The sequence below is a fragment of the Paraburkholderia sp. RCC_158 genome (assembly GCF_041355255.1).
Taxonomy (GTDB): domain Bacteria; phylum Pseudomonadota; class Gammaproteobacteria; order Burkholderiales; family Burkholderiaceae; genus Paraburkholderia; species Paraburkholderia graminis.
The window spans coordinates 122,468-148,254 of sequence record NZ_JBFUPM010000004.1; the positions used below are offsets into that span (position 1 = coordinate 122,468).

22 protein-coding genes and 5 tRNA genes are annotated in these 25,787 nt (G+C 64.4%); 9 read left to right on the plus strand and 18 right to left on the minus strand.

Annotated elements, in window-relative coordinates; genetic code table 11:
* Positions 1-64: 64 nt before the first annotated feature.
* Positions 65-1,441, minus strand: a complete 1,377-nt coding sequence (radA, locus tag AB6809_RS09985; RefSeq protein ID WP_371026520.1) for a DNA repair protein RadA — start codon at positions 1,439-1,441, stop codon at positions 65-67.
* 62 nt (positions 1,442-1,503) lie between these two features.
* Positions 1,504-2,574: an alanine racemase gene (alr, locus tag AB6809_RS09990; RefSeq protein ID WP_371026521.1), complete on the minus strand. Its 1,071-nt coding sequence runs from the start codon at positions 2,572-2,574 to the stop codon at positions 1,504-1,506.
* 218 nt (positions 2,575-2,792) lie between these two features.
* On the opposite strand from alr, the gene lplT reads away from it, so the two are divergent.
* Complete coding sequence (gene lplT / locus AB6809_RS09995; RefSeq protein ID WP_006052998.1) at positions 2,793-4,100, plus strand: lysophospholipid transporter LplT; 1,308 nt, start codon at positions 2,793-2,795, stop codon at positions 4,098-4,100.
* Between the two features lie 82 nt (positions 4,101-4,182).
* Complete coding sequence (thiD, locus tag AB6809_RS10000; RefSeq protein WP_006052997.1) at positions 4,183-4,992, plus strand: bifunctional hydroxymethylpyrimidine kinase/phosphomethylpyrimidine kinase; 810 nt, start codon at positions 4,183-4,185, stop codon at positions 4,990-4,992.
* 16 nt (positions 4,993-5,008) lie between these two features.
* On the opposite strand, the gene AB6809_RS10005 is transcribed toward thiD, so the two are convergent.
* The 4 genes from AB6809_RS10005 to tsaB form a co-directional block, all read right to left on the minus strand.
* Complete coding sequence (locus AB6809_RS10005; RefSeq protein ID WP_371026522.1) at positions 5,009-5,971, minus strand: DUF1853 family protein; 963 nt, start codon at positions 5,969-5,971, stop codon at positions 5,009-5,011.
* Between the two features lie 98 nt (positions 5,972-6,069).
* Positions 6,070-7,242 carry a uracil-DNA glycosylase family protein gene (locus AB6809_RS10010; protein WP_371026523.1) on the minus strand — a complete coding sequence of 391 codons (1,173 nt, stop codon included), beginning with the start codon at positions 7,240-7,242 and terminating at the stop codon, positions 6,070-6,072.
* Positions 7,229-7,723 (minus strand): ribosomal protein S18-alanine N-acetyltransferase, encoded by a 495-nt coding sequence (rimI, locus tag AB6809_RS10015; protein ID WP_006052994.1) that lies wholly within the window; start codon positions 7,721-7,723, stop codon positions 7,229-7,231. The genes AB6809_RS10010 and rimI overlap by 14 nt, the downstream gene beginning before the upstream one ends.
* Positions 7,720-8,538, minus strand: coding sequence for a tRNA (adenosine(37)-N6)-threonylcarbamoyltransferase complex dimerization subunit type 1 TsaB (gene tsaB / locus AB6809_RS10020; protein WP_371026524.1), 819 nt, complete (start codon positions 8,536-8,538; stop codon positions 7,720-7,722). The genes rimI and tsaB overlap by 4 nt, the downstream gene beginning before the upstream one ends.
* Before the next feature lie 169 nt (positions 8,539-8,707).
* Here tsaB and AB6809_RS10025 point away from each other — a divergent pair, with 169 nt between their 5' ends.
* The 3 genes from AB6809_RS10025 (at position 8,708) to aceA (ending at position 12,807) form a co-directional block, all read left to right on the plus strand.
* Entirely contained in the window at positions 8,708-8,977 is a 270-nt protein-coding gene (locus AB6809_RS10025) for an acyl-CoA-binding protein (RefSeq protein WP_006052992.1), read from the plus strand.
* Positions 8,978-9,455: 478 nt separating this feature from the next.
* Positions 9,456-11,069, plus strand: coding sequence for a DEAD/DEAH box helicase (locus tag AB6809_RS10030; protein ID WP_006052991.1), 1,614 nt, complete (start codon positions 9,456-9,458; stop codon positions 11,067-11,069).
* Positions 11,070-11,499: 430 nt separating this feature from the next.
* Complete coding sequence (aceA, locus tag AB6809_RS10035; protein ID WP_371026525.1) at positions 11,500-12,807, plus strand: isocitrate lyase; 1,308 nt, start codon at positions 11,500-11,502, stop codon at positions 12,805-12,807.
* Between the two features lie 310 nt (positions 12,808-13,117).
* Here the strand turns inward: aceA and AB6809_RS10040 are convergent, their stop codons facing one another.
* Positions 13,118-13,552: a universal stress protein gene (locus AB6809_RS10040; protein ID WP_006052989.1), complete on the minus strand. Its 435-nt coding sequence runs from the start codon at positions 13,550-13,552 to the stop codon at positions 13,118-13,120.
* A gap of 172 nt (positions 13,553-13,724) precedes the next feature.
* Entirely contained in the window at positions 13,725-14,627 is a 903-nt protein-coding gene (locus AB6809_RS10045; RefSeq protein ID WP_029970826.1) for a LysR family transcriptional regulator, read from the minus strand.
* A gap of 148 nt (positions 14,628-14,775) precedes the next feature.
* On the opposite strand from AB6809_RS10045, the gene AB6809_RS10050 reads away from it, so the two are divergent.
* Complete coding sequence (locus AB6809_RS10050) at positions 14,776-15,594, plus strand: haloacid dehalogenase type II (protein WP_371026526.1); 819 nt, start codon at positions 14,776-14,778, stop codon at positions 15,592-15,594.
* A 96-nt stretch (positions 15,595-15,690) separates the two neighbouring features.
* Entirely contained in the window at positions 15,691-17,301 is a 1,611-nt protein-coding gene (aceB, locus tag AB6809_RS10055; protein WP_371026527.1) for a malate synthase A, read from the plus strand.
* Between the two features lie 97 nt (positions 17,302-17,398).
* Here the strand turns inward: aceB and AB6809_RS10060 are convergent, their stop codons facing one another.
* A complete protein-coding gene (locus AB6809_RS10060; protein ID WP_006052985.1) occupies positions 17,399-17,800 on the minus strand; it encodes a gamma-glutamylcyclotransferase in 402 nt (133 codons plus the stop codon).
* A 145-nt stretch (positions 17,801-17,945) separates the two neighbouring features.
* On the opposite strand from AB6809_RS10060, the gene AB6809_RS10065 reads away from it, so the two are divergent.
* Positions 17,946-18,866, plus strand: a complete 921-nt coding sequence (locus tag AB6809_RS10065; RefSeq protein ID WP_371026528.1) for a helix-turn-helix domain-containing protein — start codon at positions 17,946-17,948, stop codon at positions 18,864-18,866.
* 26 nt (positions 18,867-18,892) lie between these two features.
* On the opposite strand, the gene AB6809_RS10070 is transcribed toward AB6809_RS10065, so the two are convergent.
* The 7 genes from AB6809_RS10070 to gltX all read right to left on the minus strand — a co-directional run bounded on the left by AB6809_RS10070 (position 18,893) and on the right by gltX (position 21,846).
* Positions 18,893-19,357, minus strand: coding sequence for a GNAT family N-acetyltransferase (locus tag AB6809_RS10070; RefSeq protein ID WP_371026529.1), 465 nt, complete (start codon positions 19,355-19,357; stop codon positions 18,893-18,895).
* Between the two features lie 141 nt (positions 19,358-19,498).
* Positions 19,499-19,575, minus strand: a tRNA-Asp gene (locus tag AB6809_RS10075).
* Positions 19,576-19,667: 92 nt separating this feature from the next.
* Positions 19,668-19,743, minus strand: a tRNA-Glu gene (locus tag AB6809_RS10080).
* A gap of 61 nt (positions 19,744-19,804) precedes the next feature.
* A tRNA-Asp gene (locus AB6809_RS10085) sits at positions 19,805-19,881 on the minus strand.
* Positions 19,882-19,961: 80 nt separating this feature from the next.
* Positions 19,962-20,037: transfer RNA gene (locus AB6809_RS10090), tRNA-Glu, on the minus strand.
* A 184-nt stretch (positions 20,038-20,221) separates the two neighbouring features.
* A tRNA-Ala gene (locus AB6809_RS10095) sits at positions 20,222-20,297 on the minus strand.
* A 139-nt stretch (positions 20,298-20,436) separates the two neighbouring features.
* Complete coding sequence (gene gltX, locus AB6809_RS10100) at positions 20,437-21,846, minus strand: glutamate--tRNA ligase (RefSeq protein WP_371026530.1); 1,410 nt, start codon at positions 21,844-21,846, stop codon at positions 20,437-20,439.
* A gap of 419 nt (positions 21,847-22,265) precedes the next feature.
* Between gltX and AB6809_RS10105 the strand changes: the two genes are divergently transcribed.
* On the plus strand, positions 22,266-23,216 hold the full coding sequence (locus tag AB6809_RS10105; RefSeq protein ID WP_006053094.1) for a patatin-like phospholipase family protein: 951 nt from the start codon (positions 22,266-22,268) through the stop codon (positions 23,214-23,216).
* A gap of 121 nt (positions 23,217-23,337) precedes the next feature.
* Here the strand turns inward: AB6809_RS10105 and AB6809_RS10110 are convergent, their stop codons facing one another.
* Positions 23,338-24,003: a C40 family peptidase gene (locus AB6809_RS10110; RefSeq protein WP_107706669.1), complete on the minus strand. Its 666-nt coding sequence runs from the start codon at positions 24,001-24,003 to the stop codon at positions 23,338-23,340.
* A gap of 137 nt (positions 24,004-24,140) precedes the next feature.
* A complete protein-coding gene (locus tag AB6809_RS10115; RefSeq protein WP_371026531.1) occupies positions 24,141-25,787 on the minus strand; it encodes an ABC transporter ATP-binding protein in 1,647 nt (548 codons plus the stop codon).

Sequence of the window (25,787 nt, forward strand, 5' to 3'; positions counted from 1 at the left end):
TATTTACCGCGCATTACGGCAAGCGCCGCGCGCGCCCCGGTCGCGGCAGCGGCGAAACGCCCGTCTACTCGAGCGTACGAACCCGGTCGATTGCCTGTTCGATACGCTCGACCGCAACGACCTGTAAGCCTTCGATCGGCTGCTTGGGCGCATTGGCCTTCGGAATCACGGCTACCGAAAAGCCGAGCTTGGCCGCTTCCTTCAGACGTTCCTGACCACGCGGCGACGGCCGGATTTCGCCGGCGAGGCCGACTTCGCCGAACACCACGAGACCTTTGGGCAGCGGCTTGTTACGCATCGACGAATGAATGGCCAGCAGCACTGCGAGGTCAGCGGCCGGCTCGGTGATCTTCACGCCGCCCACCGCGTTCAGGAACACGTCCTGATCGAAACAGGCAATGCCCGCATGCCGATGCAGCACCGCGAGCAGCATCGCGAGACGATTCTGTTCGAGGCCGACCGCGAGGCGCCGCGGATTCGGCGCATTGGCGGCATCGACGAGCGCCTGCACTTCCACCAGCAGCGGCCGCGTGCCTTCCTGCGTCACCAGCACGCACGAGCCCGGCACCGACTGTTCATGCTGCGACAGAAAAAGCGCCGACGGATTGGCGACGCCGCGCAAACCGCGCTCGGTCATCGCGAACACACCGAGTTCGTTGACCGCGCCGAAGCGGTTCTTGATCGCGCGCACGAGGCGAAACGACGAATGCGTGTCGCCCTCGAAGTACAGCACGGTGTCGACGATATGTTCCAGCACGCGCGGCCCCGCGAGCGCGCCCTCTTTCGTGACGTGGCCGACCATGATGATCGTGGTGCCCGACTGCTTCGCGATGCGCGTCAATTGCGCCGCGCACTCGCGCACCTGGGCGACTGAACCGGGCGCGGACGTGAGCGCGTCCGAGTACACGGTCTGGATCGAATCGATGACGGCGACATCGGGCCGCTGGTCGGCAATCGTCGCCTGAATTTTTTCCAGCTGGATTTCGGCGAGCAATTGCAACTCGCTCGCCTTCGAACCCGGTTCGAGCAGCGACAATCGTTGCGCGCGCAACGCAATTTGCGCAGCCGATTCCTCGCCGCTGATGTAGAGCGCGCGCTTGTCGGCGGCAATTTCGGCGAGCGACTGCAGCAACAGCGTCGATTTGCCGATGCCCGGATCGCCGCCGATCAACACCACGCCGCCCGGCACCAGACCGCCGCCGAGCACGCGGTCGAATTCGCCGACGCCGGTGGTGAAGCGCGGCACGTCGGACGCTTCGATGTCGGCCAGACGCCGCACCGGCGCGCTCTTCGCGAGCGACTGGAAACGATGTGTGGAAGGTGCTTCCGCAACCGATTCGACCAGTGTGTTCCAAGCCTGGCATGACGGGCATTGTCCTGCCCATTTCGGCGATTGACCGCCGCATTCACTGCATACGTACAACGTTTTTGCTTTTGCCACGCGTTCCTGCCCGAGTTGCGGTTGTTCTAATGTTGCTTGGTTGTTATTTGCTGTCGCCTACGTCATTCCGCACGCACCGGAACCCGCGGCGCGACCGCGCACATCAGCTCATAGCCGATCGTGCCGCACGCGCGCGCCACATCGTCGATGGGCAACGACGCGCCGCACAATTCGACGCGCGAGCCGACGTTCGCCGTGGGAACCGGCGTGAGGTCGACGGTCAGCATGTCCATCGAAACGCGTCCGACGATCCGCGTGCGCACGCCGTCCACGATCACCGGCGTGCCTTCGGGCGCGACCCGCGGATAGCCGTCCGCATAGCCGCACGCGACCACGCCGATGCGCATCGGCCCGCGCGCCTTGAAGAGCGATCCGTAGCCGACGGTCTGACCTTCCGCGATGTTTTGCACGGCGATCAGTTCCGACGCAAGCGTCATGGCCGGCTGCAAGCCGGTGCCCTGGATCGCCGCGGACACGCCCGAAGGCGACGCGCCGTAGAGAATGATGCCCGGCCGCACCCAGTCGAAATGCGATTGCGGATGCCACAGCGTCGCAGCGGAATTAGCGAGGCTGCGCGCGCCGGCGATGCCTTGCGCGCCGCGCTCGAACGCTTCCATCTGGTGAGCCACGCCGCGCTCGCTGTCGGCGTCGGAGAAATGGGTCATTAGCGTGATCTGGCCGACGCCCTGGCAGGCGCGCGCCCGCTCCCACGCCGCGCGGAATTTTTCCGGCGTGTAGCCGAGCCGGTTCATGCCGCTGTTCATCTTCAACTGGATGTTGACGGGCTTGGAGAGCCGCGCCATTTCCAGCATGCGCAACTGCTCGTCCGAATGCAGCGCCGTGGTGAGGCTATAGCGGTCGATGACGTCGATGTCCGTCGGACGGAAAAAGCCTTCGAGCAAAAGAATCGGGCCGGCCCAGCCCAATTCACGCAACTTCACGGCTTCTTCGAGGTCCAGCAACCCAAAGCCGTCGGTTGCGCGCAAACCTGGAAAAGCGCGCGCGAGGCCATGCCCGTAGGCGTTGGCCTTGACGACCGCCCAGATCTTCGATTTGGGCGCATAGCGGCGCGCGACGGCAAGGTTATTGGCAAGGGCGGACGTGTGAATCGTGGCTGAGAGGGGGCGCGGCATGGAATATTTTCGTAAAGACGCTTGCGAATCAGCGGCTTACAGGGCGTTTTCAACGCGCGGCAGCCCGCTGGGCGGTGCGATCAAGGATTCTGCTAGTCTGAATGCAGCTATTTTCATGATATAAAGCCGTGCGCACAACCCATTTCGAACGGCATAAGCCCGGACGCATAACAAACGGCCGGGGCGGACAGACCGCAGCGAGGACAGCATCGCATCAGATGAAAAAAGGTTTTTACACCATCATGGCCGCGCAGTTTTTTTCGTCGCTGGCCGACAATGCGCTTCTGATCGCCGCTATCGCACTGCTGAAAGATCTTCACGCTCCGAACTGGATGACGCCGCTGCTCAAGCTGTTCTTTGTGCTGTCGTACGTCGTTCTTGCCGCCTTCGTGGGCGCCTTCGCCGATTCCCGTCCGAAAGGACGCGTGATGTTCATCACGAACACGATCAAGGTGCTCGGCTGCATCACGATGCTGGTCGGCGCGCATCCGCTTATTGCCTACGGTATTGTCGGTTTCGGCGCGGCGGCGTATTCGCCGGCCAAATACGGCATTCTCACGGAACTGCTGCCGCCTGACCGCCTGGTTGCCGCCAATGGCTGGATTGAAGGCACCACGGTCGGCTCGATCATTCTCGGCACCGTGCTCGGCGGCGCGCTGATCAGTCCGCATATCGCGGCGCCCATTCTGCGGCACCACATTCCCACAGTGAACACGCCCGCCGAAGCGGCGATGCTCGTGATCATGGTGATCTATGTGATCGCGGCGCTCTTCAATCTGCGGATTCCCGATACCGGCGCGCGCTATCCGAAGCAGCAGCACGGTCCGATCAAGCTCGTGACCGATTTCGCCGACTGCTTCGTCGTGCTGTGGCGCGACAAGCTCGGGCAGATTTCGCTGGCCGTCACCACGCTCTTCTGGGGCGCGGGCGCGACGCTGCAATTCATCGTGCTGAAGTGGGCGGAAGTGTCGCTCGGCATGTCGCTCTCCGAAGCCGCGATTTTGCAGGCGGTGGTGGCCGTCGGCGTCGCGGCCGGCGCGATCTTCGCGGCTTCGCGCGTGCCGCTCAAAAAGTCGCTGTCGGTGCTGCCGGTCGGCATCATGATGGGCATTGCCGTGATGCTGATGGCGTTCTACACGCGCCACCTGTTCCCCGCTCACTGGGGGCTGTACTTCGGCCGCATGCATGTGCCCGGCTATCTGATCTTCGCGTACATTTTCCTGATGATCGTGGGCGGCCTGTCGGGCTTCTTTGTCGTGCCGATGAATGCGCTGCTCCAGCATCGCGGCCACGTGCTGCTGTCGGCCGGCCATTCCATCGCCGTGCAGAACTTCAACGAAAATCTCTCCGTGCTTGTCATGCTGTGCCTGTACGCGGTGCTCGTCTGGCTCGACGTGCCGGTCGCGGCGGTGATCGTGCTGTTCGGCACCTTCGTCTGCGTGATGATGTGGCTCGTCATGCGACGTCACCAGGCGAATCAGCGCGCGTTCGACTCGGTCGCGCTGATCGGCGAAGTCAAGCACTGAACCACGCGCGCGGCCCGGTTGTCGGGCCGCCCACCGTCAACCGTCCTCGCGGCTTTACGCTGCTGTGCCCGTCCGCTTTGCCATGACCCAATCGATTCCCAATGTGCTGACGATCGCCGGTTCCGACTCGGGCGGCGGCGCCGGCATTCAGGCCGATCTGAAGGCCTTCTCCGCGCTCGGCGCTTACGGCGCGAGCGTGATCACCGCGCTGACCGCGCAGAACACGCGCGGCGTCACCGCGATTCACGCGCCGGACGCGGGCTTCGTCAGCGCGCAACTCGACGCGGTGTTCGACGACATCCGCATCGACGCCGTGAAGATCGGCATGCTGGCCAATGCGTCGATCGTGCGCGCCGTCGCCGACGCGTTGCGCCGGCACAAGCCCGCGCACATCGTGCTCGATACCGTGATGATCTCGAAGAGCAACCATGCGCTGCTGCTGCCCGACGCGGTCGCGGCCTTGCGCGACGAACTGCTGCCGCTTGCCGATCTGCTGACGCCCAATCTGCCCGAAGCCGCCGCGCTGCTCGGCGGCGCGCAAGCCGCTGCCGACGAAGCCGCGATGCTCGAACAAGGCGAAGCGCTGCGCGCGCTCGGCGCCCGCGCGGTGCTGATGAAGGGCGGCCATTTGAACGCCGCCGACAGTCCCGACTGGCTGGTGCAGGAGAGCGGCACGCTGCGGCTGGGCGGTCCGCGTGTACCGGTGAAGAACACGCACGGTACGGGCTGCACGCTGTCGTCGGCGATTGCAGCGCTGATCCCGCAACGCGGCGATCTGGCGAGCGCGGTCGCGGATGCCAAGGAATATCTGACCGGCGCATTGCAGGCGAGCGATCGCCTCGACGTCGGCAGCGGCGTCGGGCCGGTGCATCATTTCTATCGATGGTGGTAACGCAGCGCGCCCACTGCTACTGCTGCCGTGCGTAGTCCCTCGCCCGCTGCGGCCAATCGTCGGGCACGATGAAACCGCGACTGCGTTCGAGCAGATTGCCCGTCGTGTCTTCGTCGAATGCGGCGACCATCGTCGGAACGTGCTGCTGTGAAGTTTGAGCCGCGAGTGTTTGTGCATCGACGAAGGGCGTGCTGGCCGCGTGTTGTTCGTCCACACGATAGCGGCGCGGCGCCAGCCATTCGAGACGCGGCAACGTGCGCCAATGCCGGCCATGCGCCGACGCGAACCGCAGCCACTCGCCATGCGTCACCCACCAGCCGCGGCCATGCGCGGGATCGAGTTCGACGGGATCGGCCGGCGTCTCGCCGTGTCCGTGCCGATAGAACAGCCAGCCCTTGATGAACATTTGCGGCGTCCACGAGCCCGGATAGCCGGCCGACGCGAAGTCTTCACGCGCGCTCAACAGCAATTGATGGCCGAGCAGATGGGCGAGCTTCAGATCGAAGCGGTCTTTCAGATTTGGGCCGACATAGTCCGATAGCTCTGACGCGTGGTGCGTGCCGGAATGGCCCGCATGCAGATAGCACTTCACCGCGAGTTCCCAGTGAAGCCGCGCGCCTTCTTGCGTTTCGAGCAGAAAATCGCATTCGCCAAGCGTGACGCCTGCGCGCCGCAACGGCACACCGGCCGCGACGAGCCGCGCCGCCGGTCCGTGCTGCAGAAACCAGCCCAGCAGACGTTCGGCGTAGCGGCCAAGCCGCGTGATGCGCGTCGCCGCGAGATCGCGATGCAAAGGCTCGGGCGCGGCGTCGAGCGAGCGCAGAAAGTCCAGCGTTTCGGCGAGTTCCTGCGGCGTATGAAAAAGCGTGGCCAACTCGCCTGCCGGCGGTTGCGGACGCAACAAATCGGCGCTCAGAAGCAGCCACGCGAGATCGCGCACTGCGGGGTCATGCAACGCGTCGAGCAAGGCGCGAAGCATCGCCGCGTCGGCGCGCGGCGCGTCAGGCCGGGCCGCGTCAGGTCGGGCCGCGTCAGGCCGGGCCGCGTCAGGCCGGGGCGCCGACGATGGGTCGACCGTCACTGGCTCGCCGCATTCGACGGCGCGCCGCCCGCCTCGCGCCACGTATCGCGCGCGAGGCACAGATCGGCCCACGCTTTCGCTTTGTCAGGCAGGCTGCGCAGCAGATAGGCCGGGTGATACGTGACGATCACCGGCACGCCCTCGTATTCGTGGACGCGGCCGCGCAGCGACGAAATGCTCGCATCCGTCTTGAGCAGGCTTTGCGCGGCGAAGCGGCCGAGCGCGACGATCAGCTTCGGCTTGACGAGCGCGACCTGGCGTTGCAGATACGGCTCGCAGCGCGCGACTTCGTCGGGCTCGGGATTGCGGTTGCCAGGCGGGCGGCACTTGATGACGTTCGCGATATAGACGTTGCTGTCGCGCGCGAGCGTCAGCGAACGCAGCATGTTGTCGAGCAGCTTGCCGGCCTGGCCGACGAACGGTTCGCCCACGCGGTCCTCGTTTTCGCCTGGCGCTTCGCCGATCAGCATCCAGTCCGCGTTCCGATCGCCGACGCCGAATACGGTCTTCGTGCGTTTCTCGCACAGCCGACAGCGCTCGCAGGTCGAGACGCGCTCGCTCAGTGCGTCCCAGTCGAGCGTGTCGATTGCGGGCAGCGCCGGCACGGCGGCGTCGGCCTCGGCGTCTCCCGGCGGATGTAGCGGCAAATCGTCGAACCACGCGAAGCCGTCGTCGGGCGGGGCGTCGAAAGAAGACGGCTCCGATGTGCGCGGCGGCTGCGCCACGGCCGGCTCATCGCTTGCGGCGATGGAAGGCCGGCGCTCCGGCTCAGGCGTGCCCAACGGTTGCGCCGTTCGCGGATCGCTGCCGTCGGCTGCCGGTTGCACGCGTTGCTGCTGCCGCGCTTGCGACGCAGGCGGCGCACCAAGGCCGCCAAGCTCCGCGCCCTGCTGCGCGCTCCCGGCGAAGCGCGCGGACTCGGCGGCGCGCCCGGCCGGCTCCCCGCTCTGCGACCGCTCACGCGGCAGCGCTGCCGCTCGTGGCGTCTGAACGCCGTCAGTACGCGATCCCGCTTCAACCGAGGTTCGCGCGTGGACCGCATCGTCGGTCCGCGTGCCCTGCTGCTCGTCGCTCAGCCCGGCAGCCGCTTCCTGCACCGCGCCCATACCGCGACGCACCCAGCGCGGCGCGAGTCCGAATTCTTCCAATACCGATTCATGCAGCGCCATCCGCGCCCTCCCTGACAAACGATAAACGCATCACGATGGCGTCCTCCCGGCTGCGATGCCGCGCCGGATAATAGTTTTTGCGCCGGCCAATCGACGTAAAGCCGAAACGCTCGTAAAGCCGGATCGCGCGATGGTTCGACGGCCGCACTTCGAGCAGCAGTCCGTCGAGCTTTTCGGCGCGCGTGATGCGCACCGCTTCGCGCAGCAGCGTGAGCCCGGCGCCCGCGCCTTGCGCATCGGGCGCGACGCACAGATTGAGCAAATGCATTTCGTCGACGACGGGCATCAGCACGCAATAGCCAATCAACGTGCCGGTGACATGCCGCAGACAGATGCCGAAATAGCCGTTGCGCAGCGAGTCGCCGAAGTTACCGCGGCTCCACGGAAATTCATAGGCGAGCTTTTCGATGGCAGCCACTTCGTCCAGATCGCCTTCGGTCATCGGGGACATGTAGCGATCCGCCAGCAGCACGCCGCTCATGGCCGGCCCTCGCGCAATGGGGTGTCCTCCGCACCGTTCGGGCGCTCCGCGAGCGCCGCCGCCTGCTCCGCTTTCGCGGCTTTTTCGGCGATGCGCTCCGCCGTGGTCTGCGCGACCTTGTTGCGCACGTACTCGGGCGCGGCCTGGTCGGCGGGCACCGTGCGTCCCGCGTGGAACGCCCGCAGCGCGGCGTAGGCGAGCGGCAACGCATGCGGCAGCGCGTCGTGATCGACGGTTCGGGCGGCGGACGCGGCCGGCAGACGCGCGCCGAAAGCCGCGGCGGCGTTGCCCGCGAGCGTGAACGGCTCGGCGGGCACGACAAGCTGCTGAGGCGTGTCGAGCGACGCTTGCTGCAAGACGCGCCACTCGCCTTGTGCTTCGTCCCACGCGTAATCGGCCCAGTAAATCTCGTCCATGCGGGCGTCGAGCGCGGCCAGCACGCGCGTCGCGGCCGGATCGCGGCGCCGGGCGCTTTCCGCGCAGACGAGCAACGTGCTGATCGGCACGACCGGCAGATCGAGGCCGAACGCGAGTCCCTGTGCGACGCCCGTCGCGGTGCGAAGTCCGGTGAAAGAGCCGGGGCCGGAGCCGAATGCGATCGCGTTGCAGTCGGCGAGCGTCAGGCCGGCTTCGTCGAAAAGTTCGCGGATCGCGGGCAGAAGCCGCGTGCTGGAGACGGCGCCGGTCTGCTCGTGGCGGACCCACGCGCGCGGCCCGGTTTGCGCGTTGCCGGCGGCGTCGACGGCGGCGGACAACAGCGCGACCGAGCAGAATTCGGTGGAGGTATCGAGGGCAAGAAGCACGGTCTGAGTCATGGACGGTATTGTAATCGGCACGGCGCACCCGGATGCGGTTTGGGCCCGCATCCGGGTGCCGGTTTGCCGATCAGCGATCGCCGGCGTTTGGAATAAGCCCTCGGCCACGCCGCGGCATGCAATTGCTATGATCGTCGGCCACCCGATCACCGCGCCGGAGCGCATCAAGATGACGAACCTCGACACGCAGTTCACCCAGGCCCAGGAAGACGTCAAGCAACTGCCCGAACGCCCGGGCAACCTCACGCTGCTGCGCCTCTATGCGCTCTTCAAGCAGGCGAGCGAAGGCGACGTGCAGGGCGACAAGCCGGGCTTTACCGACATCGTCGGCAAATACAAGTACGACGCGTGGGCCGCGCTCAAGGGCACCGCGCAGGACGCAGCCAAGCAGCAATACGTGGAACTCGTGGAATCGCTGAAGAGCGGCGCCTCGGCCTGACACGCGTGCGGGCGGGAATCCGGCTGGAAATTCGGCCATAAGCGCAGCCATAAAGCGGCCGAAACACGCGCCCCAACGCGCCGCAGCGCCGGCCCGCGCCGCAAGTTTCGCGCTAGGAAATATCCTAACAGTGGCGCAGTGCAACAAATACCTATACAATGCTGCCTGCGCTTCACTGCTTTGCCCGGCTTTCTCAAGCGGCCTTTGCGGCGCAGCGCCTCGTAGCGTTTAGCTCCAATCCAGTTTAGAACCTGTCCCCTCCTGCCTAGCCCCCTACGGGCGATCATGTCCCAGGCTGGCGGCAAGCCAATGTTGGCGTGTCGCATCCGATACAGCTTCTAACGAAAAACTCGCCCTCCATTGGTGCGAGTTGCCCCCGTTTTTCGATTTGCTCGCTGCTTCTTTGCTCGCTGAATCCGACGACTTGGGTATGCCGATTGGCGCCGACGTTTTAATTCCCTGTGTTTTAAGGATTCTCATGACTTCGAGCAATACCCCCAGCAGCCCGTTGAACGCCATCGCCGACCAGGCCCTCGGTTTCGCCGACGCACCCGCGCAAGCTGCAGCACCCGCTGTTGCCGCTGCCGCGCCTGCCGTCGCCGCTGAAGCCGCCGCCCCCGCCGGCCCGTCGTTCGCGTCGCTCGGCCTGTCCGCGGATGTCGTCTCCGCGCTGACCGCCGCTGGCTATCAGAACCCGACGCCGGTTCAGCAACGCGCAGTGCCCGCCGCCATCGCCGGCCGCGACCTGATGGTCTCGAGCCCGACCGGTTCGGGCAAGACCGCCGCGTTCATGCTGCCCGCCATCGAGCGTTTCTCGCAATTGCAAAAGGCGCAAGCCAGCCAGCCGCGCGAGCCGCGTCCGGCCGACGGCGCCCGCAACACGCGCCGTCCGCAACCGGTTGCACGTCCGACCATGCTGGTTCTGACGCCGACCCGCGAACTCGCGATGCAGGTCACCACCGCCGCCGCCACGTACGGCAAGCACCTCAAGCGCCTGCGCACCGTCAGCATTCTCGGCGGCGTCGCTTATGGTCAGCAATTGATGCTGCTGGCAAAGAACCCGGAAATCCTGGTTGCCACGCCGGGTCGTCTGATCGACCACCTGGAACGCGGCCGTATCGACCTGTCGCAACTGCAGATTCTCGTGCTCGACGAAGCTGACCGCATGCTGGACATGGGCTTCATCGAAGACATCGAAACGATCGTCGCCGCTACGCCGGCTACGCGTCAAACGATGCTGTTCTCGGCCACGCTCGACGGCAAGATCGGTTCGCTGACGGGCCGTCTGCTGAAGGATCCGGAGCGTATCGAGATCGTTCAGCGCCTGGAACAACGCACGAACATCGCGCAAACCGTCCATTACGTGGACGACCGCGATCACAAGGACCGTCTGCTCGACCATCTGCTGCGTGACGAAGGCCTCGATCAGGCCATCGTCTTCACGGCAACCAAGATGGACGCCGATCAACTGGCCGGACGTCTCGCCGACGCCGGTTTCGAATCGGCCGCACTGCACGGTGACCTGCCGCAAGGCGCGCGTAACCGCACGATCAAGGCATTGCGCGAGCGTCGCGTGCGCGTGCTGGTGGCAACGGACGTCGCCGCTCGCGGCATCGACATTCCGGGCATCACGCACGTGTTCAACTACGACTTGCCGAAGTTCGCCGAAGACTACGTGCACCGTATCGGCCGTACTGGCCGCGCCGGTCGCTCGGGCATCGCGGTGAGCCTCGTGCATCACGCCGAACAGGGCGCGCTCAAGCGCATCGAGCGCTTCGTGCGCACGCCGCTGCCGGTGAACGTCGTCGTAGGCTTCGAGCCGCGCAAGTCGGCTCCGTCGGGTAACGGCCGTCCTGGCTTTGGCGGCCGCGGCCGTCCGGGCGGCGGCAATAGCGGCGGCCGTCGCTTCGGCAGCGGCTCGGGCAAGCCGGCCGGCAGCGCAGGCAGCTCGCGCAGCGGCAGCGGCAATGGCAGCGGTTGGGCCGGCAAGCCGGCAGGCAGCGGTTCGCGCGAAGGCTACGGCGGCTCGCGTGACGGCGGCTACGGCGCACGCCGCAGCGACGGTCCGCGTACCGCGCGTCGCGGCAGCTAACGTACGCAGCGCTACGCTCTGCGTAGCAATGGGTTGAATGACCCCGACAGCGCTTCATCGTCGGCTGGTCGACAGAAAAACCGGTGCCCAGGCACCGGTTTTTTTTCGCCTGCGACGCATCGCCGCCCAAATTTCACGATGTGGAAAAATTTTTTGCGTCGTAAAAAATCGTGCTGCACGGCACAACGACGGGCATTGCAGCAGGGAAAATAACGTTTCTTAATGCGGAACGTCGAAGATAACCTACTGATTATTCGAATAAAGATTTATTGGAAAATCGCGCCCGCCCCGCTATTGCGCGTCTGTCGATTTGCCTAGACTCTTATATAAGACTTCACGAAACGAAACGCTTAGGCGCTGAGCGCCGGCCGGCCCGCTTCGACGAAGACAGAGTCCACCATCTGTTCATTAGGCAACCAAGGAGAAAATCATGACGACGCGCGAAGAACAAGCCCGCCAACTTCAACAGCAATGGGAAACCGATCCGCGCTGGAAAGGCGTGAAGCGCAGCTATACCGCCGAAGACGTGATCCGCCTGCGCGGCTCGGTGCCGGTCGAGCACACGCTCGCGAAGCGCGGCGCCGAAAAGCTCTGGCATAGCGTGAACACCGAGCCGTTCGTCAACTCGCTCGGCGCGTTGACCGGCAATCAGGCGATGCAGCAGGTCAAGGCAGGGCTGAAGGCGATCTATCTGTCGGGCTGGCAGGTCGCGGGCGACGCGAACGTGGCCGGCGAAATGTACCCGGACCAGTCGCTGTACCCGGCGAATTCGGTGCCGCTCGTCGTCAAGCGCATCAATAACACGCTGACGCGCGCCGATCAGATCCAGTGGTCGGAAGGCAAGAATCCGGGCGACGAAGGCTATATCGACTACTTCGCGCCGATCGTCGCGGACGCCGAAGCCGGTTTCGGCGGCGTGCTGAACGCGTTCGAACTGATGAAGGCGATGATCGAAGCCGGCGCCGCGGGCGTGCACTTCGAAGACCAGCTCGCCTCGGTGAAGAAATGCGGTCACATGGGCGGCAAGGTGCTCGTACCGACGCGCGAAAACATCGCCAAGCTGACCGCCGCGCGTCTCGCCGCCGATGTCTCCGGCGTGCCGACCGTGCTGCTCGCCCGCACCGATGCGGAAGCCGCCGACCTGATCACATCCGACGTCGACGAAAACGACAAGCCGTTCCTGACCGGGGAGCGCACCGTCGAAGGTTTCTATCGCACGAAGCCGGGTCTCGAACAGGCGATCTCGCGCGGCCTCGCCTACGCGCCCTACGCCGACATGATCTGGTGCGAGACCGGCAAGCCGGACCTCGAGTTCGCGAAGAAATTCGCCGACGCGATCCACAAGGAGTACCCGGATCAACTGCTGTCGTACAACTGCTCGCCGTCGTTCAACTGGAAGAAGAATCTGGACGACGCGACCATCGCCAAGTTCCAGCGCGAACTCGGCGCAATGGGCTACAAGTTCCAGTTCATCACGCTGGCCGGCTTCCACGCGCTGAACTACTCGATGTTCAACCTCGCGCACGGCTACGCGCGCAATCAGATGACGGCGTTCGTCGAGATGCAGCAGGCCGAATTCGCGGCAGCGGAAAAGGGCTTCACCGCCGTCAAGCATCAGCGCGAAGTGGGCACCGGCTATTTCGACGCGGTCACGCAGACGGTCGAGCGCGAAGCATCGACGACCGCGCTGCACGGCTCGACGGAAGACGAGCAGTTCTTCGACAAGAAAGTCGCGTAACGGTCTCGCGACCTGATCGCAAAAATGAAAGGCAGATAGACAGCGGACGGGCGGCGCAGCGGTTGCGCCGGCTGGCCGCCGTCGGCAGGGAGGAGCTTCAGCGGCGCATCGGCGGTTCTTGTGCGCAGCGCCGGAGGGAGTTGACGGTAAGGCGGGGGCTGCATAAAGCCAGCACAGCCAGGCATCACCGGATTGTGCGGCGAATGGACGACGCGCCGGCCCAGGCGCCGGCGCGTTCTCCACTATCAGCGATCACGACGGCGGTAACGACGGCGATAGCGACGACGATAAGCGCCGGTATCCGCGAATTTCAGCGATACACCAGCACTGGAATTTTCGTGTGCGTGAGCACGCGCTGCGTTTCGCTGCCGATCAGCAGACTGCCGAGACCGCGCCGTCCGTGCGACGCCATGAAGATCACATCGCAGCCACCGCGCTCCGCGGCTTCGATGATCCCGAGATACGGCGCGGGATGTACGCTCGTGCGTCGATCGACGACCACGCCGACGCGGCTCGCCGCAAATTCGACTTCGCGCAGATGCTCTTGCGCTTCGCGCTCGCTGCGGTTGAGAAACTCCGACGGCGGTTCGACGGCGATCTCGGAGAACGGCGCGTACGGATATTGCGGCAGGCACGCGTACGCGGTAATGCGCGCGCCGACCGCCTGTGCGAGATCGATGGCGCCGGCGATCGCTTTGCGCGAGAGGTCCGAACCGTCGGTCGGGACGAGAATGTGCCTGAACATGTGCCCTCCGTTTGCGTGCCCGGTTGGGTTGCTGCTGCGGTTGCGGGTCGGGTTTAAGCGCAATCCCCGCGGCGCTTTTCATCCACGCCTTAAAACCGATTGTAGGCCGCAGAAACCGGCGCCCAGGTCTTATTGCGGGTCTGTCCGAATATCGAAAACCCGTTGCGCGGCGTCATCCCCAGTAGTCTGGAAGGCCATACGTATGCTTGAGAAAATCCAGGAAGAGCCGCACGCGCAGCGGCAAATGGCGGCGCTGCGGAAACACCGCATGAATGCCGATGGGCGGCGCGGCGAACTCGTCGAGCACGCTGACGAGCCGGCCCGCCGCGATGTCCGCGCCGACTTCCCACCACGAGCGCCACGCGAGGCCGTGGCCTTCGAGGCACCACTCGTGCAGCACCGCGCCGTCCGAGCATTCCATCGTGCCCGATACCTTGATCGACACCACCTTGCCGTCGTGCTGGAACATCCAGCCGCGCTGCTGATTGGCGCTCGCGCCGAGCGCGAGACAGTTGTGCTGCGCGAGATCCGCGAGGCTGTGCGGCGCGCCGCGCCGGCTCAGATACGCGGGCGACGCCACGCACACGCGCCGGTTTTCGCCCAACTTGAGCGACACGAGCGACGAATCAGGCAATTCGCCGAGCCGCACCGCGCAATCGAAACCTTCGTTGACCAGATCGACGAGCCGGTCCGACAGATCGAGCGTGATCGACACATCGGGATGCGCGACGGTGAACGCCGGCACCAGCGGCGCGACGTGCCGGCGTCCGAAGCCGGCCGGGGCGGAAACGCGCAAATGCCCGCTCGCCTTCACGCCGCCCGCCGACACGCTCGCCTCGGCATTCTGCATGTCGTGAATGATGCGCTGACAGTCCTCGAGAAACGCCGAGCCTTCGAAGGTCAGCGTGATCTTGCGGGTCGTGCGCACCAGCAGCTTGACGCCGAGGCGCTCTTCGAGCGCGTCGATACGGCGGCCGATGATCGCCGGCGCCACGCCTTCGGCAAGCGCCGCGGCGGACAGGCTGCCTTTGGCCGCGACGGTGACGAAAGTCTCGATCTGCTTGAAACGGTCCATGGAAGAAGCGCCGCTCGGGCGGCAAAGTTGGCCGGTGCGCGCCAGATTAGGTGGATGAAAGTAAAAGATCAAGTGATCTTTAGCCTCTTTTTTAGCGCGCAGTACCGCTAATACAATCTGTCCCGACCTCTGACAGGAGCGCACGGCAATGTCGGCCACAACGACACTCTCCCCAAAAGCCATCATTTTCGACGCCTACGGCACGCTGTTCGACGTGCACTCGGTGGTCGCCGCGGCGGAGCAGATCTTCCCCGGGCGCGGCGACGCGCTTTCCCAGTTGTGGCGCCAGAAACAGATCGAATACACGCAGTTGCGCACGCTTGCCGATGCCGGCGAAGGCGCCGCGCACTATCGGCCGTTGTGGGACATCACGCTCGACGCTCTGCGCTTTTCCGCGAAAAAACTTCAGCTCACGCTCGGCCGTACCGCGGAAAAACGTCTGATGGACGAATACGCGTGTCTGTCGGCGTTTCCCGATGCGGTGCCGGCGCTGCGTCTGTTGCGCGATGGGGTTTCGTCGTCAGCGGCGACTAGCGCGCGCCCCGGCCTCGCGATTCTCTCCAACGGCAATCCGCAAATGCTCGACGTCGCCGTGAAAAGCGCGGGCATGAGCGGCCTGTTCGACCAGGTGCTTTCCGTCGACGCCGTGCGCGCCTACAAACCCGCGCCGGTCGCGTATGCGCTCGGCACCCAGGCTTTCGGTGTGGAGCCGCGCGACATCGTCTTCGTTTCGTCGAACGGCTGGGACGTGGCGGGCGCGACGTGGTTCGGCTTCACGACGTTCTGGCTCAACCGCCAGAACGCGCCGCTCGAGGAACTGGGCGTGACGCCGCACGGCACGGGCGCGGGCATGAACGATCTGCTGGCTTTCGTGAACACGCTCGCATCTGCCGGCGATGCGCCGCGCCCAGGACGCGCCACCGCCGCGAGCCGCACGCGCCGTCCGCGCAGCAGCGGGGGCGCATAGCCGCGCCTCCCTTAGCCGACTCATCAAGCCCACTCAAACGATTACAACCGCACCTCAACTTTGCATCTTCGCAATCTGACCGACCAAGGAGAAAACATGGCGAATTCGCTGCCATCGCTGTCATCGTTAGACCTGCCGCAAGGCATGGAAATCACCGGCGAAATCAAGCCCGGCTATGAAGCGATTCTCACGCGCAAGGCGCTGGAGCTCGTCGCCGCGCTGCATCGCACGTTCGAGCCGCGCCGTCAGCAGTTGCTGCAGGCACGCGCCGAACGGACCAAGCGCCTCGACGCCGGCGAGCGCCCCGACTTCCTCGCAGAGACGAAGAGCGTGCGCGAAGGCGACTGGACCATCGCGCCGCTGCCGCGCGACCTGCAATGCCGCCGCGTGGAAATCACCGGGCCGGTCGAGCGCAAGATGATCATCAACGCGCTGAACTCGGGCGCGGATTCGTACATGACCGACTTCGAGGATTCGAATGCGCCGAGCTGGGAGAACCAGATCACCGGCCATATCAACCTGAAGGACGCGGTGCGCCGCACGATTTCGCTTGAGCAGAACGGCAAGAGCTACAGGCTGAACGACAAGGTCGCCACGCTGATCGTGCGTCCGCGCGGCTGGCATCTCGACGAAAAGCACGTGAAGGTGGACGGCAAGCGCGTGTCCGGCGGCATCTTCGATTTCGCGCTCTTCATGGTGCACAACGCGAAGGAACTGGTCGCGCGCGGCTCGGGCCCCTACTTCTATCTGCCGAAGATGGAGAGCCATCTCGAAGCGCGTCTGTGGAACGACATCTTCGTCGCCGCGCAGGAAGCGGTCGGCGTGCCGCGCGGCACGATTCGCGCGACGGTGCTGATCGAAACCATTCTCGCCGCGTTCGAAATGGACGAGATCCTGTACGAGCTGCGCGAACATAGCTCGGGCCTGAACGCCGGCCGCTGGGACTACATCTTTTCCGCGATCAAGAAGTTCAAGTCCGACCGCGACTTCTGCCTCGCGGACCGCTCGCAGATCACGATGACGTCGCCCTTCATGCGCGCCTATGCGCTGTTGCTGCTGAAGACTTGCCATCGCCGCAATGCGCCGGCTATCGGCGGAATGAGCGCGCTGATTCCGATCAAGAACGATCCGGCCGCGAACGACAAGGCCATGGCCGGCGTGCGCTCGGACAAGGCGCGCGATGCCGGCGACGGCTACGACGGCGGCTGGGTCGCGCATCCTGGCCTCGTGCCGATCGCGATGGAAGAGTTCGTGAAGGTGCTCGGCGACAAGCCGAACCAGATCGGCAAGCAACGCGACGACGTGCTCGTGACCGCGACGGATCTGACGGACTTCCGCCCGGAAGCGCCGATCACCGAAGCGGGTCTGCGCAACAACATCAACGTCGGCATTCACTACCTGGGCTCATGGCTCGCGGGCAACGGCTGCGTGCCGATTCATAACCTGATGGAAGATGCCGCGACCGCCGAGATCTCGCGCTCGCAAGTGTGGCAGTGGATTCGCTCGCCGAAGGGCACGCTCGACGACGGCCGCAAGGTGACTGCCGAGCTGGTGCGCGAACTCGCCGTGCAGGAACTCGACAAGGTGAAGCAGGCTGTCGGCGGCGATACGAAGCCGTACGAGCGCGCGGCGCAGATCTTCGAGCAGATGTCGACGTCGGAGCAGTTCACGGACTTCCTGACGCTGCCGCTCTACGAGGAAATCTGAGCAAGGGCGCAAAGAATGACCGGCCTTACGGCCCGCGAGGCTTGCTGTCTCGCGGGCTGTTTTTTTGCGGCGTGCCGGCGCTTTTGCGGGCTATCTATCAGCGCGTTGCGCGATACTTGACCCAATCGCCGGATTTGATTTCCGGCAGTCCCTTCACCGTGTTCGGCGCGACCGGATAGAAGCGGCAGTTCACCACGTTGCCGTCCACTTTCACCATCACGTCGCGAGCCAGAAAGCGATCTTCGACGCCGGGATACACGGCCTCGATTTCGTCGAGTACGGCGACGAGTTCATCGTCGATTTCGTAGACATCGCCGATCACGTCCACACCCTGATCGTCGACCACCAGGCCCGGATACGAGCCGAAGTCGAACAGATGGCCGCGAACCGTGGCCGTGCCGAGCAGCGTCGGCTCGGCGATCTCGTTGCGCGCCGCAGCTTCGCGGATGTCGTTTACTTCGCCCGCTCGCAGCGTGCCGTAGACAAAGACGGTTTGCATCGTCGTTCGTGCTCCTCGAGTATGTGGTCGGTCAGACTGGCCATTATGCAACGTCGCAAAGCGCGCACGCTCTACAATAGGAAACCGCCCGCCCGCGATCGCGCTTCGTTCAGTGGCGTTTCGTTTTATGGATCGACCTTTGCCCATGACTCCGTACGCCGGCTCGGACCGCTCGAGCTTCGTCAGCCTGACCGACACGCCGCCAGAATTTCAGCCGAACGAAGCGCACCCGATTCGCGTGCGCTCGCGTCCCATGCCGATGGGTTCGCACTTCGCGCGTCACCAGCATGCGTGGGCGCAGGTCGCGTATGCGTCGCGCGGCGTGTTGCGCGTCGCCACAACCGGCACGACGTGGATGGTGCCGCCCTCGCGCGCCATCTGGGTGCCGCCGCATGTGACGCACGAAGTGGTGGCCGTCGAAGACGCGTTTCTACGCACGTTGTACATCACCGAAAGCACGGTGCCCGCGGGGCTCGACGCGCCCCGTGTCGTGGAAGTGTCGAATCTGCTGCGCGAAGTCATTGCCGCGCTGGATACGCCCGGCCTCTCGCCCGCGCGCGAGCGCCTGCTTGGCGCACTCGCGCTCGACGAGCTGACGCGTTCCCAGCCGCTGCCCCTTTCGGTGCCGATGCCCAACGAAAAGCGCCTGCGCGCGCTCTGCGAAGCGGTGATCGCCGACCCGACGCCCGGTGAATCGCTCGAACAATGGGCAGCGAGCGTGGGCGCGAGCACGCGCACCATCGCGCGGCTTTTTCGGCAGGAACTCGGCGTGAGCTTTTCGCAATGGCGCCAGCAGGCGATTCTGGCGCGCGCGATTCCGCTGCTGAGCCAGGGACGGCCGCTGTCGCACGTCGCACAAGAGTTGGGCTATCAAAGCCAGAGCGCTTTTTCCGCGATGTTTCGCCGTGCCTTTGGTGAAAGTCCGCGCGCGTTTATCGAACGCGGCTCGGAACATCGGCTGGAAAATGGCGAAAGCGCTGACGACGCCGATCAAGACGAAATTTCTCTTGAACAGACTTTGCCGACCGGCGCCGATCCGATCGCGCCGGGCGCGGACCGCCGCTAAGCGCCGCTAGGCGCCGCTCGGCGAACTCAAACCCGCCGCGCCAGATGACGAATCGCGCCGAGTTGCGCGAGGCGCGGCCCCGCGAGCTTGTAGCCCTTGCGCTGATAGAGACGTGCGGCGGGATTGTCGACGAACACGCGCAGCTCCAGCTCGCGTAGTCCACGTTCGCGCGCCCATTGGTGCGACATGTCGAGCAGGTAGGTGCCGGCGCCGAGCCGCCGGTAGCCCTCGGCGATCTGCACGTCGCGAATATGCAGCGAATCGCCCTCCTGCGTGATGCGCAGCACGCCGATCGGCTTGCCGTCCATTTCGAGGATGAAGTTTTCGGACTCGCGCCAACTGCCGAGAAAAAGATCGCCGCGCCAGACGAGATGATGCCGCTGATAGTAGCCGCCCATGTTGCCGTGAGTCAGCGCCTCGGCGAACTCGAAGTCGTCCATGCTGGCTTTGCGCAGATGGAACGGTGACGGAGCTTCGGTTGGATCGAACATGGCGGCACGACGAAGAGAAGTCGGATAAACGGTAAAACAGGCCGCGCGCGCTGGCAATGGCTGTTTGTCCCGAGCATAGCCAGGCGGAAAGGCGGCGCAATAAAAAAAGCCCACTTCTTTCGAAGTGGGCTTTTCAAAATCTGGCGGAGCGGACGGGACTCGAACCCGCGACCCCCGGCGTGACAGGCCGGTATTCTAACCAACTGAACTACCGCTCCAGATTTTTACAACTGACCGGCAAGTGAGAAGCAAGGCTTTGCTCGCTCGCCAACCGCACCGTTCAACTTCTTACCGAACGACGCCGATGTTCTGGCGTCCCCTAGGGGATTCGAACCCCTGTACTCACCGTGAAAGGGTGATGTCCTAGGCCTCTAGACGAAGGGGACAACGTACTGCTTACACCTTTAATGAAAAAGCCCGTTCAAGTTTGCATGAACGGGCTTTGTCTGGCGGAGTGGACGGGACTCGAACCCGCGACCCCCGGCGTGACAGGCCGGTATTCTAACCGACTGAACTACCACTCCAGTCTTTACACCCTAGCTTGCGAGCGTCGGTTATGTCTCTGCAAGCTGCGCTGCTTTACTGCTAAAGCGACGCTGATGTTTGGCGTCCCCTAGGGGATTCGAACCCCTGTACTCACCGTGAAAGGGTGATGTCCTAGGCCTCTAGACGAAGGGGACATAATCGTTTCAGACTCTGTCTTTAACTCGCTGCTGACTCGAATCAACTGATACTAACCGCGGTTACTGGTCAGATGTTCGTTTCGTCAACTGCGAAGACCGCTATTTTAACTACGATACAGCGGCTTGTGAAGTCTTTTTTGCTACAAGCTCCAGACTTCGGAACGACTTCACTCTGCTCTGATGGTGGAGGTAAGCGGGATCGAACCGCTGACCTCTTGCATGCCATGCAAGCGCTCTCCCAGCTGAGCTATACCCCCCTTGCAGAACAGAAACGAGATTCTAGAGGCCGTTTTGCGCTTTGTAAATACCCTTTGAGCAACTGCGTGCGACTTTTTTCCGAACTCGCACGCAAACCATCTCAATGCACGGACGAATGCGCTTGCGCCCTTCCGCGTCTTAAGCCAGCGCCTTCTCGATACGGCTCACGACAACCTCGCGGCCGAACAGCATCAGCACCGTATCGATCGACGGCGTATGTGTCGTGCCCGCCACCAGCAGACGAACCGGCATCGCCAGTTGCGGCATCTTCAGCTTGTGCGCGGAAAGCGTTGCCTTGAGCGCGGCGGCGATGGCTTCCTTGGTCCACTCGACCGTTTTCAGCGCGGCGGCCAGTTCGCCGAGCGCCGGGCGCACCGCATCGGTCACGTGCTGCGCGAGGGCTTCGGCATCCGGCGCCGGCGTGCGATAGAACATCGCCGCGTTCTCGGCGATCTCCTTGACCGTGGACGCGCGATCTTTCAGCAAGCCAACCACCGCGGTCAGATCCGCGCCTTGCGCAATCGTCGCTTCGTCGATACCCAGGTCGGCGAGGAATGGACGCGCGAGGCCGGCGAGGCGCGCGTCATCCGCTTCCTTGATGTAGTGCGCGTTGAGCCAGTTGAGTTTGTCGTGGTCGTACTGCGCCGGCGACTTGCCCAGATGCTCGAGATCGAACCATTCGACGAACTGCTCGCGCGAGAAAATCTCGGCGTCGCCATGCGACCAGCCAAGGCGCGCGAGATAGTTCACCACCGCTTCCGGCAGATAGCCGGCGTCGCGATAACCCATCACGCTCATTGCGCCGTGACGCTTGCTCATCTTTTCGCCCTGCTCGTTGAGCACGGTCGGCAAATGGGCGTAGACGGGCGGCTCGGCGCCGAGCGCGCGCAGAATGTTGATCTGCCGCGGCGTATTGTTCACGTGGTCGTCGCCGCGAATGACGTGCGTGATGCGCATGTCCAGGTCGTCCACCACCACGCAGAAGTTGTAGGTCGGCGTGCCGTCCGGCCGCGCGATCACGAGGTCGTCGAGTTCCTCGTTCGAGATCTCGATGCGCCCTTTCACCGCATCGTCCCAGGCGACCACGCCGGTCAGCGGATTACGGAAGCGCAGCACGGGCTGCACGCCCGCCGGCGGCTCGGGCAGCACTTTGCCCGGCTCGGGACGCCATGTGCCGTCATAACGCGGCTTTTCGCCGGCTTCGCGTTGACGCTCGCGCAGCGCGTCGAGTTCTTCCGTCGACATGTAGCACGGGTACACGAGCCCGGCGCTCTGCATCTGCGCGAGCACTTCGCGGTAACGGTCCATGCGCTGCATCTGGTAGAACGGGCCTTCGTCGAAATCGAGGCCGAGCCATTCCATGCCTTCCAGAATGGCGTCGACGGATTCAGTCGTGGACCGCTCGACGTCGGTGTCCTCGATCCGCAGCACGAAGGTCCCTTTCATCTTGCGCGCGAACGCCCACGGATAAAGCGCGGAGCGGATGTTGCCGAGGTGAATGAAGCCGGTGGGACTCGGTGCAAAGCGGGTGCGAACGGAGGTGGTCATTAGCGGTTACTCGAAGACGGGCGCCGGCCTCGGACAGACATCGCCCGTCAGGCGCGGCAGCGAAGCGCGCCCGGACGGCACAACGGCTGCCGCGCGGACACGAAGGAATCAAAGCAAGAGCCGAATTATACCTTTCACGGACGGCCCGGCCGCCCTCGTCCGAATGGCCTGGCGAGGCGCCAGGGAAGCGTCCATGCAACGTTTCATTACGCGCCGCCGCGAGCGCGCCGCTTTGCTTTATGATGTGCGCGCGCTGGGGCGCGGACCCGTCAGCGCGCTGGAGGCGCTTTGTTTGCGGCCGCGTGGACTTTGTCCCTGGCGCTGTCTTCGGTGTTGTCCCCGGTTTGTCCCTGACCCTTGCCTGATCGCGGCAGTTGGCGGCGCCCATTTCGCCGCTTACGCCGTTGCTGGAGAACTCGTTGAAACCTTCGTCGCCTCGTTACGGCCGCCGCCATTTTTCGCTCGCGGCCGCTTCAGCGGTGCTCGCCGCCTGCACCACGGCCGGCAGCAAAATCGACGGCGTGTCGTCGAACGCCGCCACGCCCACCACGAACGCGCCGCCGCTCGACAAGCCGCAGCGGCCGCTGCGCGTCGCGCTCGCGCTGGGCGGCGGCGCGGCGCGCGGCTTCGCGCACATCGGCGTGATCAAGGCGCTCGAGGCGCGCAACATTCAGGTGGATCTGGTGGCCGGCACGAGCGCCGGGTCGGTGGTCGGCGCGCTCTACGCGTCCGGCATGAACGGCTTTGCGCTCAACAAGCTCGCGCTCACCATGGACGAAGCGTCGATCAGCGACTGGGCCATGCCGTTTCGCACGCGTGGCTTTCTGCAAGGCATCGCGCTGCAGAACTATCTGAACACCACGCTCAACAATCGGCCGATCGAGAAGATGGTCAAGCCGCTTGGCGTCGTCGCCACCGACCTGAAAACCGGCCAGCCGATTCTTTTTCAGCGCGGCAATACCGGCGTTGCGGTGCGCGCGTCGTGCAGCGTGCCGTCGATCTTCGAGCCGGTGAAAATCGGCGGACATGAATATGTGGACGGCGGCCTTGTGAGTCCGGTGCCGGCCTCGTTCGCGCGCAAGATGGGCGCGGACTTCGTGATCGCGGTCGACATCTCGCAGCGCCCGGAAAGCGGCCTCACGGCCAGTTCGTTCGACGTGCTGATGCAAACCTTCACGATCATGGGCCAGACGATCAAGGCGTACGAACTCGACAAATACGCCGACATCGTGATCCGGCCGAATCTGGCGGCCATGAGCGGCAGCGACTTCTCGCAACGCAACGCAGCGATTCTCGCCGGCGAGGAAGCCGTCGCGAAGATCATGCCGGAGTTGCAGCGCAAGCTGGCCGCGAGCCGGGTGGCGGCTTAAGGGCTTAAGGGCTTAGTGGCGAAGGACCTAAGGGCTTAGCGGCAACACGCAAAAAAGCCTGCTTCTTTAAGAAGCAGGCTTTTTTCGCTGGATCAGCACAACAACCGCCGGCGAACCGGAATCAGTTGTTTCCGCCGATCGTCGCATTCACGCGCTTGCGCAGATCTTCGCCTTCCTGATACGACGTCTCGATCCGGCGTGCGCCCGTGAAGCGCTTTTCCCAGTAGCCGCTATCCATGTCGTCGACGCGGATCGTGCTGCCCGTGGAAGGCGAATGCACGAACTTGTTGTCGCCGATATAGATGCCGACGTGCGAGAACGTGCGGCGCATCGTGTTGAAGAACACCAGGTCGCCCGGCTTCAGGTCGCTCACGCGAACCTTTTCGCCGACGCGGCTCATTTCCTCGGCGCGGCGCGGCAGTGCCATGCCCAGCGTGTCCTGGAACACGTAGCGCACGAATCCGCTGCAATCGAGCCCGGAGTCCGGCGTGTTGCCGCCCCAGCGGTAGCGCACGCCGATCATGTTCAGCGCGCCGACGACCACGTCGCCCGCCTTGCCGGCCATGCCGGAAAGAAACGATTTGGCGCCGCTGTCGGTGTTGCCGGCGAGCGATTGCGAACTGGAGGAAGACGAGGAATTCGCCGGGTTAGTCGGCGAAAAGGAGGCATTCTGATTGAAACTGCTTACTTCGTCGGCGAAAGCGCCGGGAGCTGCTGCGATCAAGACGCCAATGAACATCCCGGCGACGGCGCGCGTGCAAGCCTGGGTCAGATTTCTGTGCTGCATTGGTCGGTATTTTTTGCTAAAGAATCAGGGGTCTACGGAAAAAAGTTTGGTCGATACTAGCCAGTAAGTATTCACGTGTCAAAACAAATAGAAAAATACAATCGAGACACGCACCCAATTGGTGAAAGGGTGAAAAATCAGCGGTCCAACGCGGCTTTCAGGAGTTTTCGAGTGTACGGGTGCGAAGGCGTCGCAAAGATCTTCTCAACGTCTCCACTTTCGACGATAGAACCGTTTTGCATGACCGCCACGCGGTGTGCCATCGCCCCGATCACGGCCAGGTCGTGGCTGATGAAAACGAAGCCGAGGTTGTACTTCTGCTGCAGTCCGGCGAGGAGTTTCAGCACTTGCTGCTGGATGGAAACATCCAGCGCGCTGGTCGGTTCGTCGAGGATCAGAATGCGCGGCTCGACCACGAGCGCCCGCGCAATCGCGATGCGCTGACGCTGCCCGCCGGAAAACTCGTGCGGATACCGGAAAAGCGCGGTCCGGTCGATCCCGACCTCGCGCAGCACGGCAAGCACCTTGTCGCGCCGCGCTTGCGGCGACATCTGCGGCCGGTGCAGCGCGAGCCCTTCCCCAACAATGCGTTCGATCGTCTGACGCGGCGAAAGCGAGCTGAACGGGTCCTGAAACACGACCTGCATGTTCGAGCGCAACGTCGTCTGCTCCGTGCCGCGGTAGCTGCCGAGCGCCCTGCCCTGAAATTCGATGTCGCCATGCGCGGTGCGCTGCAGGCCGAGCAGCGCCATCGCGAGCGTCGACTTGCCCGAGCCCGATTCGCCGACAATCCCGAGCGTCTCGCCTTGCCGCACGGCAATCGTCGCGTCGGCGACCGCACGAAAGCGCCCCGAGCGGAACCAGCCGGCCACGCCCGGCAACTTCGTTTTGAAATCGACGGATACGCCGCGCGCTTCCAGCAGCACGGGCGAAATGGGCAGCACCGGCACGACCGTGCGCTGCGGCCGGCTCGCGAGCAGCCGCTGCGTGTACGGATGCTGCGGCGACTCGAACACCTGCTCCACCGATCCGCTTTCGACGAGCACGCCGTTTTCCATCACCGCGATGCGCTGTGCGAAGTGGCGCACGAGGTTCAGGTCGTGCGTGATCAGCAGCACGGCCATGCCGCGCTTTTCGGCCTCGTCGCGCTGCAGTTCGAGCAGCAAGTCGACGATTTGCGCGCGAATCGTCACGTCGAGCGCGGTGGTCGGTTCGTCGGCGAGCAAGAGACGCGGACGGCACGCGAGCGCCATCGCGATCATCGCGCGTTGCCGTTGTCCGCCGGAAAGCTCGTGCGGGTAGCTGTTCACGCGCTTGCCCGGCTCGGGAATGCCCGTGCGTCCAAGCAGCGCGACCGCGCGCTTGCGGGCTTCCGCTGCCGGCACGCCGTCGTGCACGACGATCGTCTCCGCAATCTGCTCGCCGATCGTGTAGAGCGGGTTGAGCGCCGTCATCGGCTCCTGAAAGATCATCGCGATGTCCGAGCCGCGCAGGCCGCGCATCTCGCGCTCGCTCTTGGCAAGCAGATCCTCGCCGTCGAAACGGATCGCGCCGCTCACCTGCGCGTCGCTCAACAGACGCAGGATCGACAGCGCCGTCACGCTCTTGCCCGAACCCGATTCGCCGACCAGCGCGATGCGCTCACCGCGGCGAATGGTCAGCGTGACGTCGTCGACGGCGACCGTTTCGCCGAAGCTCACATGAAGGTGATCCAGTTCGAGTAGCGGCGCATGGCTCCCCGCTTCGCCGCCGTCGTGCTGCTGCCCGTTTGTTTGCCGTTGCAT

What these genes read in the sequence shown, in the direction of transcription:
- alr (WP_371026521.1), bottom strand. Translation starts at nt 2,574, where the DNA reads ATGCCGCGCCCCCTCTCAGCCACGATTCACACGTCCGCCCTTGCCAAT.
- lplT (WP_006052998.1), top strand. Translation starts at nt 2,793, where the DNA reads ATGAAAAAAGGTTTTTACACCATCATGGCCGCGCAGTTTTTTTCGTCG.
- thiD (WP_006052997.1), top strand. Translation starts at nt 4,183, where the DNA reads ATGACCCAATCGATTCCCAATGTGCTGACGATCGCCGGTTCCGACTCG.
- AB6809_RS10005 (WP_371026522.1), bottom strand. Translation starts at nt 5,971, where the DNA reads ATGCTTCGCGCCTTGCTCGACGCGTTGCATGACCCCGCAGTGCGCGAT.
- AB6809_RS10010 (WP_371026523.1), bottom strand. Translation starts at nt 7,242, where the DNA reads ATGGCGCTGCATGAATCGGTATTGGAAGAATTCGGACTCGCGCCGCGC.
- rimI (WP_006052994.1), bottom strand. Translation starts at nt 7,723, where the DNA reads ATGAGCGGCGTGCTGCTGGCGGATCGCTACATGTCCCCGATGACCGAA.
- tsaB (WP_371026524.1), bottom strand. Translation starts at nt 8,538, where the DNA reads ATGACTCAGACCGTGCTTCTTGCCCTCGATACCTCCACCGAATTCTGC.
- AB6809_RS10025 (WP_006052992.1), top strand. Translation starts at nt 8,708, where the DNA reads ATGACGAACCTCGACACGCAGTTCACCCAGGCCCAGGAAGACGTCAAG.
- AB6809_RS10030 (WP_006052991.1), top strand. Translation starts at nt 9,456, where the DNA reads ATGACTTCGAGCAATACCCCCAGCAGCCCGTTGAACGCCATCGCCGAC.
- aceA (WP_371026525.1), top strand. Translation starts at nt 11,500, where the DNA reads ATGACGACGCGCGAAGAACAAGCCCGCCAACTTCAACAGCAATGGGAA.
- AB6809_RS10040 (WP_006052989.1), bottom strand. Translation starts at nt 13,552, where the DNA reads ATGTTCAGGCACATTCTCGTCCCGACCGACGGTTCGGACCTCTCGCGC.
- AB6809_RS10045 (WP_029970826.1), bottom strand. Translation starts at nt 14,627, where the DNA reads ATGGACCGTTTCAAGCAGATCGAGACTTTCGTCACCGTCGCGGCCAAA.
- AB6809_RS10050 (WP_371026526.1), top strand. Translation starts at nt 14,776, where the DNA reads ATGTCGGCCACAACGACACTCTCCCCAAAAGCCATCATTTTCGACGCC.
- aceB (WP_371026527.1), top strand. Translation starts at nt 15,691, where the DNA reads ATGGCGAATTCGCTGCCATCGCTGTCATCGTTAGACCTGCCGCAAGGC.
- AB6809_RS10060 (WP_006052985.1), bottom strand. Translation starts at nt 17,800, where the DNA reads ATGCAAACCGTCTTTGTCTACGGCACGCTGCGAGCGGGCGAAGTAAAC.
- AB6809_RS10065 (WP_371026528.1), top strand. Translation starts at nt 17,946, where the DNA reads ATGACTCCGTACGCCGGCTCGGACCGCTCGAGCTTCGTCAGCCTGACC.
- AB6809_RS10070 (WP_371026529.1), bottom strand. Translation starts at nt 19,357, where the DNA reads ATGTTCGATCCAACCGAAGCTCCGTCACCGTTCCATCTGCGCAAAGCC.
- gltX (WP_371026530.1), bottom strand. Translation starts at nt 21,846, where the DNA reads ATGACCACCTCCGTTCGCACCCGCTTTGCACCGAGTCCCACCGGCTTC.
- AB6809_RS10110 (WP_107706669.1), bottom strand. Translation starts at nt 24,003, where the DNA reads ATGCAGCACAGAAATCTGACCCAGGCTTGCACGCGCGCCGTCGCCGGG.
- AB6809_RS10115 (WP_371026531.1), bottom strand. Translation starts at nt 25,787, where the DNA reads ATGCAACGGCAAACAAACGGGCAGCAGCACGACGGCGGCGAAGCGGGG.